The sequence below is a fragment of the Amycolatopsis sp. NPDC003861 genome (assembly GCF_053605405.1).
This window is the reverse complement of the sequence record NZ_JBSGJD010000250.1, coordinates 1-14,149: the sequence shown is the minus strand read 5'-3', so window position 1 is coordinate 14,149 and position 14,149 is coordinate 1. Positions and strand designations below refer to the sequence as shown.

At 72.3% G+C, this 14,149-nt stretch carries 19 protein-coding genes; 5 read left to right on the top strand and 14 right to left on the bottom strand.

Annotation, left to right across the window (positions count from 1 at the left end):
• Window positions 1-34 precede the first annotated feature (34 nt).
• Window positions 35-376, bottom strand: a complete 342-nt coding sequence (locus ACWEVN_RS39540; protein ID WP_452054691.1) for an FAD-dependent monooxygenase — start codon at window positions 374-376, stop codon at window positions 35-37.
• 110 nt (window positions 377-486) lie between these two features.
• Between ACWEVN_RS39540 and ACWEVN_RS39535 the strand changes: the two genes are divergently transcribed.
• Window positions 487-1,368, top strand: a complete 882-nt coding sequence (locus tag ACWEVN_RS39535) for a GntR family transcriptional regulator (protein WP_452054690.1) — start codon at window positions 487-489, stop codon at window positions 1,366-1,368.
• On the opposite strand, the gene ACWEVN_RS39530 is transcribed toward ACWEVN_RS39535, so the two are convergent.
• The 4 genes from ACWEVN_RS39530 to nth are packed head-to-tail and all read right to left on the bottom strand — an operon-like array spanning window position 1,365 to window position 4,585.
• Window positions 1,365-2,549 (bottom strand): MarP family serine protease, encoded by a 1,185-nt coding sequence (locus ACWEVN_RS39530; RefSeq protein WP_310969184.1) that lies wholly within the window; start codon window positions 2,547-2,549, stop codon window positions 1,365-1,367. The genes ACWEVN_RS39535 and ACWEVN_RS39530 overlap by 4 nt on opposite strands.
• Before the next feature lie 4 nt (window positions 2,550-2,553).
• On the bottom strand, window positions 2,554-3,309 hold the full coding sequence (locus ACWEVN_RS39525) for an NUDIX hydrolase (protein ID WP_452054689.1): 756 nt from the start codon (window positions 3,307-3,309) through the stop codon (window positions 2,554-2,556).
• A complete protein-coding gene (locus ACWEVN_RS39520; protein ID WP_452054688.1) occupies window positions 3,306-3,905 on the bottom strand; it encodes a TlpA family protein disulfide reductase in 600 nt (199 codons plus the stop codon). The genes ACWEVN_RS39525 and ACWEVN_RS39520 overlap by 4 nt, the downstream gene beginning before the upstream one ends.
• Window positions 3,902-4,585 (bottom strand): endonuclease III, encoded by a 684-nt coding sequence (nth, locus tag ACWEVN_RS39515; RefSeq protein WP_449687938.1) that lies wholly within the window; start codon window positions 4,583-4,585, stop codon window positions 3,902-3,904. The genes ACWEVN_RS39520 and nth overlap by 4 nt, the downstream gene beginning before the upstream one ends.
• 226 nt (window positions 4,586-4,811) lie before the next feature.
• Here nth and ACWEVN_RS39510 point away from each other — a divergent pair, with 226 nt between their 5' ends.
• The 4 genes from ACWEVN_RS39510 to ACWEVN_RS39495 all read left to right on the top strand — a co-directional run bounded on the left by ACWEVN_RS39510 (window position 4,812) and on the right by ACWEVN_RS39495 (window position 8,655).
• Entirely contained in the window at window positions 4,812-5,063 is a 252-nt protein-coding gene (locus ACWEVN_RS39510; RefSeq protein ID WP_003081722.1) for a hypothetical protein, read from the top strand.
• 148 nt (window positions 5,064-5,211) lie between these two features.
• Window positions 5,212-5,886 carry a Crp/Fnr family transcriptional regulator gene (locus ACWEVN_RS39505; protein ID WP_003081747.1) on the top strand — a complete coding sequence of 225 codons (675 nt, stop codon included), beginning with the start codon at window positions 5,212-5,214 and terminating at the stop codon, window positions 5,884-5,886.
• Between the two features lie 413 nt (window positions 5,887-6,299).
• Window positions 6,300-7,553, top strand: coding sequence for an MFS transporter (locus ACWEVN_RS39500; RefSeq protein WP_449687937.1), 1,254 nt, complete (start codon window positions 6,300-6,302; stop codon window positions 7,551-7,553).
• Window positions 7,554-7,593: 40 nt separating this feature from the next.
• Window positions 7,594-8,655 carry a DNA polymerase III subunit beta gene (locus ACWEVN_RS39495; protein WP_452054687.1) on the top strand — a complete coding sequence of 354 codons (1,062 nt, stop codon included), beginning with the start codon at window positions 7,594-7,596 and terminating at the stop codon, window positions 8,653-8,655.
• Here ACWEVN_RS39495 and ACWEVN_RS39490 read toward each other — a convergent pair.
• From ACWEVN_RS39490 to ACWEVN_RS39450, 9 genes are all read right to left on the bottom strand, one after another.
• Window positions 8,645-8,839: a hypothetical protein gene (locus ACWEVN_RS39490; RefSeq protein WP_452054686.1), complete on the bottom strand. Its 195-nt coding sequence runs from the start codon at window positions 8,837-8,839 to the stop codon at window positions 8,645-8,647. The genes ACWEVN_RS39495 and ACWEVN_RS39490 overlap by 11 nt on opposite strands.
• 19 nt (window positions 8,840-8,858) lie before the next feature.
• Window positions 8,859-9,593: a hypothetical protein gene (locus ACWEVN_RS39485; RefSeq protein WP_452054685.1), complete on the bottom strand. Its 735-nt coding sequence runs from the start codon at window positions 9,591-9,593 to the stop codon at window positions 8,859-8,861.
• A gap of 56 nt (window positions 9,594-9,649) precedes the next feature.
• Entirely contained in the window at window positions 9,650-9,904 is a 255-nt protein-coding gene (locus tag ACWEVN_RS39480; RefSeq protein ID WP_452054684.1) for a glutaredoxin family protein, read from the bottom strand.
• Window positions 9,901-10,671: an MBL fold metallo-hydrolase gene (locus tag ACWEVN_RS39475; protein WP_452054683.1), complete on the bottom strand. Its 771-nt coding sequence runs from the start codon at window positions 10,669-10,671 to the stop codon at window positions 9,901-9,903. The genes ACWEVN_RS39480 and ACWEVN_RS39475 overlap by 4 nt, the downstream gene beginning before the upstream one ends.
• Complete coding sequence (locus tag ACWEVN_RS39470; RefSeq protein WP_449687932.1) at window positions 10,668-11,486, bottom strand: NUDIX hydrolase; 819 nt, start codon at window positions 11,484-11,486, stop codon at window positions 10,668-10,670. The genes ACWEVN_RS39475 and ACWEVN_RS39470 overlap by 4 nt, the downstream gene beginning before the upstream one ends.
• Before the next feature lie 112 nt (window positions 11,487-11,598).
• A complete protein-coding gene (locus tag ACWEVN_RS39465; RefSeq protein WP_310969205.1) occupies window positions 11,599-12,726 on the bottom strand; it encodes a hypothetical protein in 1,128 nt (375 codons plus the stop codon).
• 36 nt (window positions 12,727-12,762) lie between these two features.
• Window positions 12,763-13,389: a hypothetical protein gene (locus tag ACWEVN_RS39460; RefSeq protein WP_310969207.1), complete on the bottom strand. Its 627-nt coding sequence runs from the start codon at window positions 13,387-13,389 to the stop codon at window positions 12,763-12,765.
• A complete protein-coding gene (locus ACWEVN_RS39455; protein ID WP_086840822.1) occupies window positions 13,389-13,844 on the bottom strand; it encodes a RidA family protein in 456 nt (151 codons plus the stop codon). Before ACWEVN_RS39455 ends, ACWEVN_RS39460 begins: the two co-directional genes overlap by 1 nt.
• A 4-nt stretch (window positions 13,845-13,848) precedes the next feature.
• Complete coding sequence (locus tag ACWEVN_RS39450) at window positions 13,849-14,010, bottom strand: DUF4177 domain-containing protein (RefSeq protein ID WP_003068074.1); 162 nt, start codon at window positions 14,008-14,010, stop codon at window positions 13,849-13,851.
• Window positions 14,011-14,149: the final 139 nt, after the last annotated feature.

Genomic DNA, 14,149 nt, shown 5'->3' with positions numbered 1-14,149 from the left:
TATTGTGAATGGTGTTCATAGTTGTGCTCTTCGGTTATTCCAGCAGCAGCGCGACGACGTCGTCGCGCAGGATCTCGAAGTCGGCGCTGTCGAGCCGTCCGCTGCTGAAGGTGTGCTCTTCCGAGCGGAACAGCTCGTGGCCGTCGCCGTCCACCACGGACATCCCCCGCAGTCGCGTCCGCAGCGCGCGCATCCGATCGCCGAGACCCAGCTCGTCGACGACGTCGAGGGCGACCCCGCGCACGTCGATCGCCTGGCCGCCGGTGCGCGGGCCGGGCGCGCGCTCCACCACGGTCACAGCCCAGCCCGCGCGCGCCAGGAACCGGGCCAGGGTGCCGCCGGCGATACCGGCACCCGAGATCAGGACGTTCCGCATGGTTTCCTCCAGAGTCGTACGCTTGTACGCTCCACTGTGGAGAACAGCCAGCTCAAAGGCTATTTCTGTACTAGTACAGATGGCCTTCTGTACTAGGTCAGGGGTCAGCCGTGAAGTACGTGGCCATCGCCGACGAACTGCGGGAGCGGATCGCGCGCGGCGAGCTGCCGCCGGGCGCGCGGGTGCCCTCGACCCGGCGGCTCGCGGCCGACCACGGCGTCGCGCTCGCGACCGCCGCGAAGGCCCTGGACCTGCTGAGCCAGGAGGGCGTGGTCCGCGCCGAGCCGCGGTCCGGCACGGTCGTCGCCGACCGCGACCGCCGCGGTGGTCAGCGCGGGCTGACGCGCGAGCAGCTCGTGCGGACCGCGATCACCATCGCCGACACCGAAGGCCTCGGCGCGCTGTCCATGCGCGGTGTCGCGGCCCGCCTCGGGGTCGCGGCGATGGCGCCGTACCGGTACGTGCGGGGCAAGGACGAGCTGGTGCTGCTGATGGCCGACGCGGCGTTCGGCGAGCGCGGCTACCCGGCCGAGCCGTCCGGCGACTGGCGCGAGCGGCTGCTGCTCGGCGGCCGCACCCTCTGGTCGCTGTTCAAGCGGCACCCGTGGCTGGCGCAGCTCGGGCCGATCACCCGGCCGCTGCCCCTGCGCAACCTCGCCGTGCACGGTGAATGGGCCCTCTCGGCGCTGTCCGAGCTGGGTGTCGACGCCGCGACGCTGTGCGACCTGCACGTCCTGGTCTTCGGCCACGTCCAGGGCATGGCGGTGCACCTCGAGCGCGAGCAGAGCGCGCTGGCGTCGTCCGGCCTGACCGAGGACGACTGGATGGACCACCAGGGCCCGGCCGTGGCGGCGATGACGGCCGGGCACCCGACGTTCGCCGGGATGCTCGCCGACCTCACCGAGACCGGCTACGACCTCGTCTTGGACGACATCTTCGAGCTGGGCATGCGGGCCCTGCTCGACGGCTTGGCGCTGCGCTTCGGGCGTTAGGCGGCGCAGGAGCCGGTGGACACGTTCGCCGACTGCGACGAAGCCGCGTCGACCTCGGCGCGGACCTGCTCGGCCGTCAGCGTGAAGCCGGTCTCCGGGTCCTCCACCGCCGCGCCGAAGACGACGCCGATGACCTTGCCGTCCGGGGTCACCATCGGGCCACCGGAGTTGCCGCTGCGGATCTCGGCGCGGACCGTGAAGACGTCCCGCTGGACGGTGTTGGCCTCGTAGATGTCCGGGCCGCGCAGGTTGATCCGGCCGCGCACGCGGGCCGGCGTCGCCCGGTACGGGCCGTCGAGCGGGTAGCCGAGCACGATCGCGCTGTCGCCCGCCCGTGCCGTCTCCGGCGCGAACTGCAGCGGCTCGGCCTTCAGCCGCGGCACCGCGAGCACCGCGATGTCGACCTCCGGGTCGAAGTAGACGACCCGGGCCGGGTAGTCGCCCTGGGTGGTCTCGATGCCGACGGTGTCGGTGCCGGCCACGACGTGCGCGTTCGTCATCACCCGCTGCGGCGCGACCACGAACCCGCTGCCCTCCAGCGACCGCGAGCACGAGCCGGCGGTGCCGCGGATCTTGACCACGCTGCCGTGCAGGTCCTGGACGATCCCGCTGCGCTGCAGCGCGGGGTCCGGCGGCGAGGTGTCCGCCGTCGGGGCCTTCTGGAACGGGTCCACGATGGACGGGAAGCCGGACGCGTCGAGCAGCTTGCGCAGCTGGCTCGGGAAGCCCTGGGCGGCTTCCGGCATGGCCTCGTTGACCTTGCCGAGCACCACCGAGTTGTTGATCGCCTTGGCCAGCCCGGGCAGGCCGGACACGGTCGTCAGCGGGGTCGCGATCAGCCACGCCACCACGAAGACGACGAGGGCCTGCACGACCGCGCCGAGCGTCTTGTCGATACCGGAGAGCTTGTCCGGGTTGATCTTCTGCCGCAGCCGCCGGCCCACGTAGACACCGATCGCCTCGCCGAAGGCGACCAGGAACACGACCGTCGCGACGGCGAAGGCGACCTTCCAGACCGGGTCGTCGAAGAACGAGACCACGACCGGCGCGAGCTTGATCCCGGCGACCGCCCCGAGCACGACGCCGACGAGCGACGGCAGCGCGATGATCACGCCCTGGAACGCACCGGAGACGGCCGCCAGCAGGGCCAGCAGCAGCACCAGCACATCGACCCAGTTCACCGCTTCACTCCCCTGCTACCTGCTTTTTAGGGGTCCGGGTGGCGGAGCCCCCGGCCCGGGGCGGAGCCCCGGTAAGACGCTGCGCGTGGTAGGCGGCCAGCGCCTCGTCGAGGTCCCTGACGTCGCCCGCGTCCCATTCGCGCTCCCAGCCCCCCAGGCTCAGCAGGACCGACAGGAGCCCGGCGGTGAACCCCCACACGAACAGGCCGTTGACCTCGAAGGCCGGCCCCTTCCAGGGCATGCCCTTCTTCTTCACGGTGAACCGGTGGGCCGGGTCGACCAGGTCGGCGATGGCCACCCGCGCGACGGACGCCGTCTCGGCCGGGTCGACCGCGTGCACCGGCGACGGCTCGGCCCAGTGGGCCAGCACCGGCGTCACGGCGAACCCGGACACCGGGACGAACAGTTCCGGCAGCACCGCGACCGGCCGGACACCGGAGGGGACCACGCCGGTCTCTTCTTCGGCCTCGCGCAGGGCGGTGCCGATCGGGCCGCCGTCGCCTTCCTCAGCGCCGCCGCCGGGGAAGGCGACCTGGCCGGCGTGCGAGCCCAGCGTGTCGGCGCGGCGCTGCAGCAGAACGTCCGGCTCGCCGTCGGCTTCGCGCTCGCCGAAGAGGATCAGCACGGCGGCCGGGCGGGTGTAGGCGTCTTCGGGCGGGCTGAACTTGGTGAACGTCTTCGCATCGACCTCGCCGCTCACCTTGACCAGCGGCCGGAGCCACTCGGGAACCGACTCGGGTTCGACCAGTGGTCCGATCACGATGCCCCCTCGACTGCCGCGCGCACCTGGTCAGTGTTCCCGAAGGTCGGTGGGTTCGCGATGAACCGGACCTCGCCGGTCGCGGTGACCAAGTAGGACGCCGGAAGCCGCGGCGGCACCTTCAGGGCGGTCCGGACCGGGCCGGTCTGCCCGTTGCCGTCGTACACCGACGGCAGGTGCACGCCGAGCTTCGCCAGCAGCTCCAGGCCGTCCTTCGCCGGGCTCTGCACCTGGACGCCGAGGACGCGCACGGCCCCCGGCCGCTTCGCGTACTCCTGGAGCACGGGCAGCTCGGTCCGGCACGGCTCGCACCACGACGCCCACACGTTGACCAGCACCGGAGCCCCGGCGAGGGCCTTCCCGACGTCGACGCGCGCGCCGTCGCCGAGGCAGTCCGCCGTGACGCCGTCGAGCTGCTTCACCGGCTGCGCCGCCCCGGGCACCGGACACGGCTGGAGCGCCGCCGCGGACCGGGCGGGCCCGAGGTCCCCGGCCGGCTTCGCGGCGGTGTCGGCACCCCCGCGCGGCAGCAGCGCGACGAGCAAGGCCACCGCCAGGACGGCGGCGGCCAGTGCCCACTTGGTGACGCTCGTCACCGGGGCGCCGCCATGGCCAGGATGTGGTCCTTTTCTTCGCCTTTGACCAGCTTTGCGGCTTCGTCGAACCCGGTCGGCCCGGTGCCGTAGGACGGGCAGTCCTTGGCCAGCGGGCACGCGCCGCAGGCCGGCTTCTTGGCGTGGCAGACGCGCCGGCCGTGGAAGATCACCCGGTGCGAGAGCATCGTCCACTCCTTGCGGGGGATCAGCTCGCCGACCGCGTGCTCGACCTTGACCGGGTCCTCCTCCGCCGTCCAGCCCCAGCGCCGGACCAGCCGGCCGAAGTGGGTGTCGACGGTGATCCCCGGCACGTCGAAGGCGTTGCCGAGGACGACGTTGGCGGTCTTGCGGCCGACGCCGGGCAGGGTGACCAGGTCGTCCAGCTTGGCCGGGACCTCGCCGCCGAAGCGCTCGACCAGCGCCGCGCCGAGGCCCATCACGGAGTTCGCCTTCGCCCGGTAGAAGCCGGTGCTCCGGAGGTACTCCTCCAGCTCGGTGCGGTCGGCACCCGCGTAGTCGGCGGCGGTCCGGTAGCGCTTGAACAGCGCGGGCGTGACGAGGTTCACCCGGACGTCGGTGGTCTGCGCGGACAACACGACCGCGACCAGCAGTTCCAGTGGCGTGGTGAAGTCGAGCTCGCAGTGGGCGCCCGGATACACGTCGTCGAGGCAACGCTTCATCCGCCTGGCGCGTCTCACCAGAGCCAATCGGCTTTCACCAGCGCCCTCACGGGGGGCGTTCGTGGTGGCAGGTGGCACCCCGATAGCCTACGGGCGCCGTCGGACGAGCCGGTGACTGCACCGGTGGACGACCGACACGCCAGAGCACCACCTCGGCGCGTTTTCCGGCCGCCATGAGCGAGGATCTGGAGTAGATGCTTTCCATCGAGTGTTTCGGGGTCCGGTCATGACTGTCTGGTTCGTCATCCTGGTCCCCCTGGTGATCATGTTCTTCGCGCTGGGCATGGAGCGCGTCGAGAGCAGGCTGAAGCACGTCGCGGTGCAGGAGAACGAGGTCGAAGAGTTCCTCGAGCAGGCGCAGCCCAACGAGGTCAGGGCGCTCTACGGGCACGGCATCGGCCGTGCGCTGGAGCTGTTCCGGCTGCGTAGGCTGGGCGGACGGGCAGCCAGGCTACGCGCGCGTCGCGTGCGGAGTTAGGCTCCACGTTCGAACGAGATCGTTTCCGCCGCTCGCGAGTCCGGCGGGCGATCTCGGGAGTACGCCCTAGACTGACGCGCAAGTGATCGGCGTCACGCTCCTCGAGCATCGGGGAGCGTGATCGTTTCTCGACGAGGAGGCACCCGAGGTGGACGAAACCCTGGCCCGTGCGGGCATATTCCAGGGTGTTGAGCCGGCAGCGGCGGAGGCGCTGGCCCAGACCTTGGAATCCGTGGAGTTCCCCCGCGGCCATGTCATCTTCAACGAGGGTGAACCCGGCGACAAGCTGTACATCATCCAGTCCGGCAAGGTGAAGATCGGCCGCAAGTCCCCGGACGGCCGCGAGAACCTGCTGGGCATCTTCGGCCCGTCGGACATGTTCGGCGAGCTGTCCATCTTCGACCCCGGCCCCCGGACGTCGAGCGCGACCACGGTCACCGAGGTCCGCGCGGTCACCATGGACCGCCCGGCCCTGCGCCAGTGGATCTCGACCCGCCCGGAGATCGCCGAGCAGCTGCTGCGCGTGGTCGCGCGCCGCCTGCGCCGGACGAACAACATGGTCGCGGAACTGATCTTCACCGACGTCCCCGGCCGCGTGGCGCGGGCGCTGCTGCAGCTCGCGCAGCGCTTCGGCAGCCAGGAGGCGGGCCTGCTGCGGGTCACGCACGACCTGACGCAGGAAGAGATCGCCCAGTACGTCGGCGCCTCGCGCGAGACCGTCAACAAGGCGCTCGCCGACTTCGCCCACCGCGGCTGGCTGCGGCTCGAGGGCAAGAGCGTGCTGATCCTGGACCCGGAGCGGCTGGCCCGCCGGGCCCGCTGAGCCCACTCACGTCGAAGGCCCCTCGGTGCGCCGAGGGGCCTTCTGCGTGCACAACAAAGAGCCGGGCGCCACCCCCGACGTGGCGCACCGGCTCTTCGTTGTTTGCGCGGACCATCCCCCGACGATCCGCGCTCCCCGCCCTCCGGGCCAGGCCCCGACCCGAGTGCCGGAGGGAGCTGGGTTTTCTGTGCTGTTGTTCAACCATCACGGCCCATACCCACGAATTCAAGGCCATTCACTCTCAAGGACGCCGTCCGGGCCGTTTCGTTGCAGGAGTCCACGGAGAATATCGTGAGTGTTACCTGATCGAGACCTCTCGCACCAGTCCCAAGATCCACCGCCAGTCTGTCGGTGACGAACCTGACCGTCAAATAACTGGTACCGACGTACCACTCTGCGGCATACTTGCACGCGTGTCCCAGTCTGTCTCGAACCACGAAAGCCGCACGTCCCTCGCCGACTACCGCACCGCGCTGACGACCCGGGCGGTCCGGTGGCCCGCCGTCGCGTCCGTGCTCGCCCGCCTGCCGATCGCGATGATCGGCATCTCGGCGCTGCTCTACGTCCAGCGCGAGACCGGTTCCTTCGCCGTCGCCGGGCTCGTCTCGGCCGGTTCACTCGTCGGGGTTTCGGTCGGTGCGGTGGTGCAGGGCAGGCTGATCGACCGGTTCGGGCCGACGCGGCCGCTGCTGACCGTCTCGGTCCTGCTGGCGCTGTCGATGAGCGGGCTGGTCACGGCGATCGAATCGCACGCCGCGACGGCCGTGCTGGTCGCGCTGGGCGCCCTCACCGGATTGACCGAGCCGATGGTCGGGTCGGCGTCACGCGCCCTATGGGGCCGCTTGCTCCCGCCGGGCGGCCCTCGCAACGCGGCCTTCTCGTACGAGGCGATCAGCATGGAGGTCTTCTTCATCCTCGGCCCCGGCGTGGCCGGGCTGCTGGTGATGGCCCCGTGGGCGGGCACCGGGCTGGTGCTGGGCGTCGCGCTGCAGTTCACCGGCGCGGTGCTGTTCGCCCTGAGCCCGGCCGTGCGCGAGTGGGGGCCCTCGTCGGGTTCGTCGGGGTCGCTGCTGGGCGCGCTGGCCAGCCCGGGCATGCGGACGCTGGCCATCGCCGCGCTCGGCTTCGGCGTGGTGATCGGGTTCGTCGAGGTCGCCGTGCCGGCGGCAGCCACCGAAGCGGGCCAGGCGTCCGTGGGCGGCCTGCTGCTGTCGGCGTGGTCGCTGAGCTCGGTCGCGTTCGGCGTCGCCTACAGCCTGCGGCCGTGGCCGCGGCAGCTCGGTCTGCGGCTGCCGGCGCTGCTCGGCGGATTCGGGGCGCTGGTCGCTCTGCTTGCGTGGCCGTCCTCGCTGTGGGGCCTGGCGCTGATGATGCTGCTGGCGGGGGCGCTGATCACCCCGCAGTCGACGGCCCACTCGACGACGATCGAGGTGGTGGCGCCGTCCGGCACGGCCGCGGAAGCCTTCGGCTGGGTGCTCACGGCGGTGACGCTGGGGCTGGCGGCCGGCCAGTCGATCAGCGGGTACGTCGTCGAGCACGCCGGCCCGGGCGCGGCCTTCCTGGCGGCGAGCGTGGCGGGGCTGGCGCTGGCACTGGTCGTGTGGCTGCTGCGCGGCACGGTCCGGCCGGCCCGGCCCGCGCCGGTTCCGGCGCTGGTCAACGCGTAGTTCCGCGGTTTTTGTCGGTGCCCGCCGCTAGCTTGTGGGCATGGACGTCACCGCGCCTGCCCACCGCCTCTCGGCGGCCGTCTCGGCCGCGTCACGCCTCCTGCCGTCCCGCACCGGGCTGCGGCTGGAGGCGGACGCGGCCGGCCTGACGGTCGCCGGCGCGGCAGCGGACCTCGCCGTGCGGTTCGGCTGCCCGGCGACCACGCACACCGGCGGCGCGGTCGTGGTCCCGGCCGCCCCGCTGGTGGAGACGCTGAAGGTGCTCGACGCGGAGCTGGTCCGCTTGGTCGTCGAGGGCACGCGCCTGGCGTTGCGGCTGGACAACGCCCGGTTCGCGCTGCCCCTGCTGCCGTCGTCCGGTCCTGCTCCGGCCCCACCCGCCCAGGTGTCCGAAGTGGACGGAGCGGCGTTCGCCTCGGCGTTGCGGATCGTCGCGGGCACGGCGGCGAAGGACGACCCGCTCCCGCTGTTCACCGGCGTCCGCGTGCAGGCGGCCGGGTCCGGCCTGATGTTGACGGCGTCGGACCGCTACCGGATGGCGGTGGCCCGGCTGCCACTGCGGTCGCCGGGCACGTTGGACGTCCTGGTCCCGGCGGCTCTGCTGGCGGAGGCGGCCCGGCAGGCCCGCGGCAGGGTGGGCCTGCACGTGAGCCCGGGCCGGTTCGGGGTGAGCTGGCCGGGAGGCCTGGTCGCGACGGCGGTCCTGGACGCGGGCTTCCTGTCGGAGGACTCCATCCCGTCGGGCGCGGTGGACACCACGGTGACGGTGGCGGCGGACGCCCTGGCGGCGGCGGTCCGCCGGGTGGGGGTGTACGCGGAGGACAGGCGGGTGCTGACGCTGGAGGTGGGCGACGCCCAGGTCCGGCTGGCGAGCGCACGGCAGGACACGGGCGAGGCGGAGGAGGTCCTGAAGGCGGAGGTCGGCGGCGGCCGGACGGCACCCTCGTTCCAGGCCCGCTACCTGCTCGACGCGCTGGCGGCGTTCGGCAGCGAGCGGGTGGTGCTGTCGATCCAGCCGGGGATGCGGGCGTGCATCCTGCGGGCCGCGGAGCCGGGGGAGGTGGAACTGACGTACTACCTGATGCCGATGCTCAGCCGATAAGTCCGGTCAGGTCGCGGAGGACGACGTCCGCCGCCGGCCCGGCGGTGAACTGGCCGACCGTCAGCACGGCGCTGCCGAAGCGCTGTTCGTAGGCCTGCCGCAGGTGCGGTGACGAACGGCCGAGTGCCCACTCGACCGTCGAGGTGCTGGTGCGCAGGAAGTCGAGCGGCGAAGAGCCGAGCACGTAGAGTTCGGCGCGGCGATCACCGCGTTCGAGGAACGAGACCGACCAGGTCGGCGACGAGCATGCGCTTGCGCATCGTGTCGCGGCCCTTCCACTGGGCGGCCTTGAACTCGGCCACGCGCCGGTCCGTCTCGAGGTCGAACTTGCGGCCGCCGTCGTTGCCCGAGGCCAGCGACGGGCGCCGGACGATGCGTTCGCCCGGTTCGAGGATCTTCGGCAGCGCTCGGACGATCATCGCCGCGTGGATGAGGTCGTTGACGCGGCCGGCGTGCCGCCGCACCAGCAGCGCGCCCTCGAGCAGGTCGGCGGTGAAGCCCTCGGGAGCCAGCCGCTCCTCGACGGTGTCGCGGTCGGCGCCCTCCAGGCGGTCTTCGAGCCGGCTCACCCGGCGGGAAAGATCCTCCTGCCCGAAGAACTCGTGCAGGTCGATGAAGGACTTGATCGCCGGCCCGAGGTCGCTTTCGGGCGCGGGCCGTTCGCGTTCGGGGATCCCCGGCTCGTGCGGCAGCGGGCTCGTCGGGAAGCCCAGCCGGCGGAGCTGGCGGATCGCGTAGTGCGAGATGAAGTCCGTCCGCGGGACCCCGAGCGCGCGCTCGAAGATCTGCCGCGGCGGCCACCGCTCCTCGCCGACGTCGACCCAGTGCGTCCGGATCGGCTCCGGCCCGCCGCGGGCCGCCGCGCTCAGCACCTGGGCGCGGCTCAAGCGGTACTGCTCGCCGTTGAGCACGAAGTCGATCGCGCGGTCGTCGTCCACAGGCAGTGAGTCGCCCGGGTGGCCGCTCCCGCTACAACCGGGGCGGCCCGCCGCGCTCAGCCCGCCGAGGCGGCCTTGACCGCCGCCTCCACCTCGGCGAACGACGGGTTCACCATCGCCTTCGAGCCGACGATCACCGTCGGGACCGTCTCGTTGCCGTTCGCCACCTCGCGGACCCGGGCGGCCGCCGACGGGTCCTCCCAGATGTTGATCGCGCGGATGTTGAAGCCGCTCTTCGACAACGGCCGCTCCAGAGCCGCGCAAAAGCCGCAGCCCGGGCGCCAGTAGAACTCGACCTCGACGTTGCTCATCCGTTCTCCTCCGAACGCAAGTAGTCCAGCTGCGCCTGCACGCTCCACTCGGCAGGCGCCCACAGCGCTTTGTCGACATCCGCGTACACGACCTCGACGACCTGGCGCGGCGTGGCGTCCGGCCCGAGCGTCTTCAGAGCCGAACGCACCTGGTCGAGCCGCTGTTCCCGGTGGGCAAGGTACTCGCGCGCGGTCGCGGGCAGATCGGGGAGCTCTGGACCGTGGCCGGGCAGGCCGGCCGTCCCAGGCGGCAGCTCGATCAGCTTGCGCAGCGAACGCAGGTAGTCGCCGAGGTCGTGCAGCACCGTCGTGCCGCGGCCGAGGATCGTGTCGCCGGTCAGGACCTGGCCGTCGAGGACCAGGGACACCGAGTCGTCGGTGTGCCCGGGCGTGTGCAGGACCCGGAGGGAGAGCCCGCCCGCCTCGAGCACCGATCCGTCCACAAAGGACGAAGCGCCGACGCACAGCGCGGGGTCGAACGCCCGCACCGGCGCGCCGACGCGCTCGGCGAACCACGGCGCGCCCTCGGCGTGGTCGGGGTGGTGGTGGGTGAGCACGATCAGCTCCACCGGACCGACCGCGGCCAGCAGCTCGAGGTGCTCGAGGTCGCGGTAGCCCGGGTCGACGACCACGGCCGGGCTCGACGGCGTCGCCCGCAGCACCCAGCTGTTGGTGCCTTCGAGCGTCATCGACGACGGGTTGTTCTCCAGCAGCACCGAAGCCGTCTCGGAGACCTGGCGCAGCACGCCGTAGGCCGGGGCGCTCATCGCGGCTCCAGGACGACTCGGACGTGGTCGTTCTCGCGGACCAGCGTCGGCGCGATCCGGACGATCTTGCGCGGCGCGTTCAGCACGTCATCGGCCGTGGCGAACTCCGCCAGCTCGCTCAGCGTCAACCACGTCGGCGGCATCAGCATCCGGCGGCCTTCGCGCGCGTCGGCGATGGCCTCTTCGGGACGCTGCCAGCCGGAGCTCGACGCCTCCGACGTCGCCCCGTCGGCCTCCTGGCCCTCCGGCAGCTTCGCGACGTAGAACCGGGTGTCGTAGCGGCGCGGCTCCTGCTCCGGCGTGATCCAGTGCGCCCACGGGCGCAGCAGGTCGGCTCGCAGGGTCAGGCCCGCGTCGGCGAGGAACCCGGCCAGCGACACCTCCCGCGTCTCCAGGGCCTGGCGGGCCGCCGCGTACGGCGTGACGTCGGTGAGCGCCTCCTCCGCGCCGCCCGCCAGGAGCACGCCGGACTCCTCGAACGTCTCGCGCACCGCCGCGCAGGTCAGCGCCCGCGCAAGGGCCTCGTCGCAGCCGAACCGCGAGGCCCACCACGACGGCTCGGGCCCGGCCCACGCCACCGACGTGTCGGCGTCGCGCCGGTCGACCCCGCCGCCGGGGAACACGGTCATCCCGCCCGCGAACGGCATGCCCTTGACCCGGTGCTGGAGGAAGACCTCGACGCCGTCGGCGCCGTCCCGGACCAGGATCACCGTGGCCGCGTCCTTCGGCGTCGCCGGCGGGCCGTCGGCGTTGGCGCGGGTGGCGACCCCCGCGCCGACCGGGATGTCGAAGACAAACTCCGTTGGCTGCTCCACCTCGGCAACATACCTCTGCCCCCCGACGTCCCGTCGCGCAGTTGTGGCACGCCGGACACGGAAAAGGCGGCACCTCCCGAACGGGAAGTGCCGCCTTCTCGTGAACAGAGTCCTACGGGGCGGTCCAGCCGCGCTGGTCGCCACCGGAGCGGGACGCGCCGTTGAGCCGCATCTTCGCCGCCTCGGCCCGCTCGCGCTCGGCCAGCTCGGCGTGCAGCTCGCGCAGCAGCGCCCGGTCGCGCTCGCTCAGGCTCGGGTCGTCCAGATCCAGCGCCGGCAGCTCGACGACCTCGTGCATCGACGGCTTGCCCGCGGCGATCTCGCGGCCCTTCTCCGGGTCCTCGGCCAGCGCCTGCCGCAGCTGCGCCACCTCGGCCGGGGTCAGGTCGGCGGTGCGTTCCGCCCGCGTCTCCGACCGCGCCTTGCGGGGCGGCTCGGGGGCGGGCGGCGACACGATCGGCACCACCGGGGCGACCGGCTCGGCCGGCGCCGTCGTGGTGGTGCTGCTCGACCGCATGCTGTGCCGGCTGCCCGACTCCGCGACCGGCTCCGACGTCACCGGGGCCGGCGGCTTCGCGGGCTCCGAGCGGTACGACGACGAACTCGACGTCGTGCTCCCGGTCACCCACGCGGGCGACGCGGCCGCCGAAGCGGCCTGGTGGTACTCGGAGTGCGCGACGCCGGGGCCGCTGACCTCGACGACGGAGTGGATCCCGGCCCGGCGCAGCGCCGTGTCGACGCGGAACGCGACGGCCGGCGGGTTGCCCTCCGGCCCCAGCTCCACGAGCACCACGCGCTGCGGCAACGCGCCCGGCACGCTGCCGGCCGGGGTGTTGCGCCACACCGCGTGCACCGAACGGACGTCCGGCAGCACCTGCAGCGTCCGGTCGAGCGCCTCGGCGATGCCGAACTCCGGCGCGTTCTCGCCGGTGAACCGGTGCGTGTTGACCGGCTCGGCCTCGTCGACCAGCAGGTCGTTCGCCAGCGTTGCGTCCGACCGGCTCATCTCGAGGACCAGCGCCAGTTCGCGCTGCTCGGCGGAGCTGACCGGGATCCGGCCCGCGATGAGCGTGCCGGTGGTCAGCTCGACCGCCTCGTCGATGTGGGCCCGGGCGATCAGCTCACGCGCTTCGGTGAGCGCGCTGTCGTCGATCCGGCCCGCCAGGGCCAGCAACAGGTTGTGCAGGCGCAGGGGCACCGAGAACCCGTCCATGGGCGGGCCGTCGTGGACCTCCACCATTGCCTTGCTCCCTCCCAGCTCGCTGGCGGGCGAGCGTTATGCGGCTACTAGCCGGGTCCCCGCCACGGCGCCCACGCAGACCAGCTCTGAGTCGGCCAGCGCGGCCCGGTGGTACCCCGGCAGGTCGAAGCGCGGCGGGATGACTTCGACGCTGGGCTCTTCGTCGCCCAGGACCCGCAGCACGCGCTGCAGTTCGCCGGTCAACCTCGGCAACCCCGACAGCGCGTTGATCAGCAGGACGCGCTTGGCGGTGCCCTGTCCGACCACACCGACGTGCCGCCAGCTCTGCCGCACTTCCCCCACGTCCGGGCGACCGCGCAACGTTGCGTGGATCAACACGGACACGGAGTCGACCGAGTTAACCCATTCGGGCGCACTCGACGTGAATGTGTACCGGTTCTCGGTGACGTCGTCTACCCCCAGCGTCGAACTGACCTGGTGCCAGTCGGCGCCGTGCGGGATGAGACCGGCCACGAGCAGCCGGTACTCCGTTTGGTCGAGGTCGATCCTGTGCTTAAGCAAAGACCTCGGCAGGGTCCGGGCGAGGGTGCCCATGGCGCCCTCGCCGAGCCAGTCGCGGAACCGCCACAGCAGCTGGTCGGGCAGCCGCCCGGCCAGCCGGAGCAGCAGTTCGTGGGTGGACTGCTCGATGTCCGGATCCATCACTGCACCTCCACGATCAGTTCGACCTCCACCGGCGAGCCGATGGGCAGCTCCGCGACGCCGACGGCCGAGCGGGCGTGGATGCCCGCGTCGCCGAAGACCTCGCCGAGCAGTTCGGACGCGCCGTTGACGACCGCGGGCTGACCGGTGAAGCCCTCCGCGGAAGCCACGAAGCCGACAACCTTGACGATCCGCGCGACGTTGTCAATGCCGACCAGCGCGTGCACGGCCGCGAGCGCGTTGAGCGCCGAGGTGCGGGCGTGGCCCTTCGCCTCTTCGGGGCTGATCTCCGCGCCGACCTTGCCGGTCGCGGCGAGCACGCCGTCGACGAAGGGCAGCTGGCCGGAGGTGTAGACGTGCTTCCCGCTCTGGACGGCGGGCACGTACGCGGCCAGCGGGGCCGCGACGCCGGGCAGTTCGATGCCGAGCTCCTTCAGCCGTTCGCTCCAGCTCACCGGGTCAGCCCTTCGGACGCTTCAGGTAGGCGACGTGCTGCTCCCCGCTCGGGTTCGGCAGCACGGTGACCAGCTCCCAGCCGTCCTCGCCCCACTGGTCGAGGATCTGCTTCGTCGCGTGGATCAGCAGAGGGACGGTGGCGTACTCCCACTTGGTGGCGCTCATAGCCGGGAGCGTAGCCAAGCGGGCAACCGCACCGCGGGCCGCCGCCGGATTAACGCCCGCGACGCGCCGGACTGTGGTCGATCTCACGCCGCGTTCAAGCGCCCCAATGTGGCGTGCGGGGGCGCGGGGGCCCCCCCAC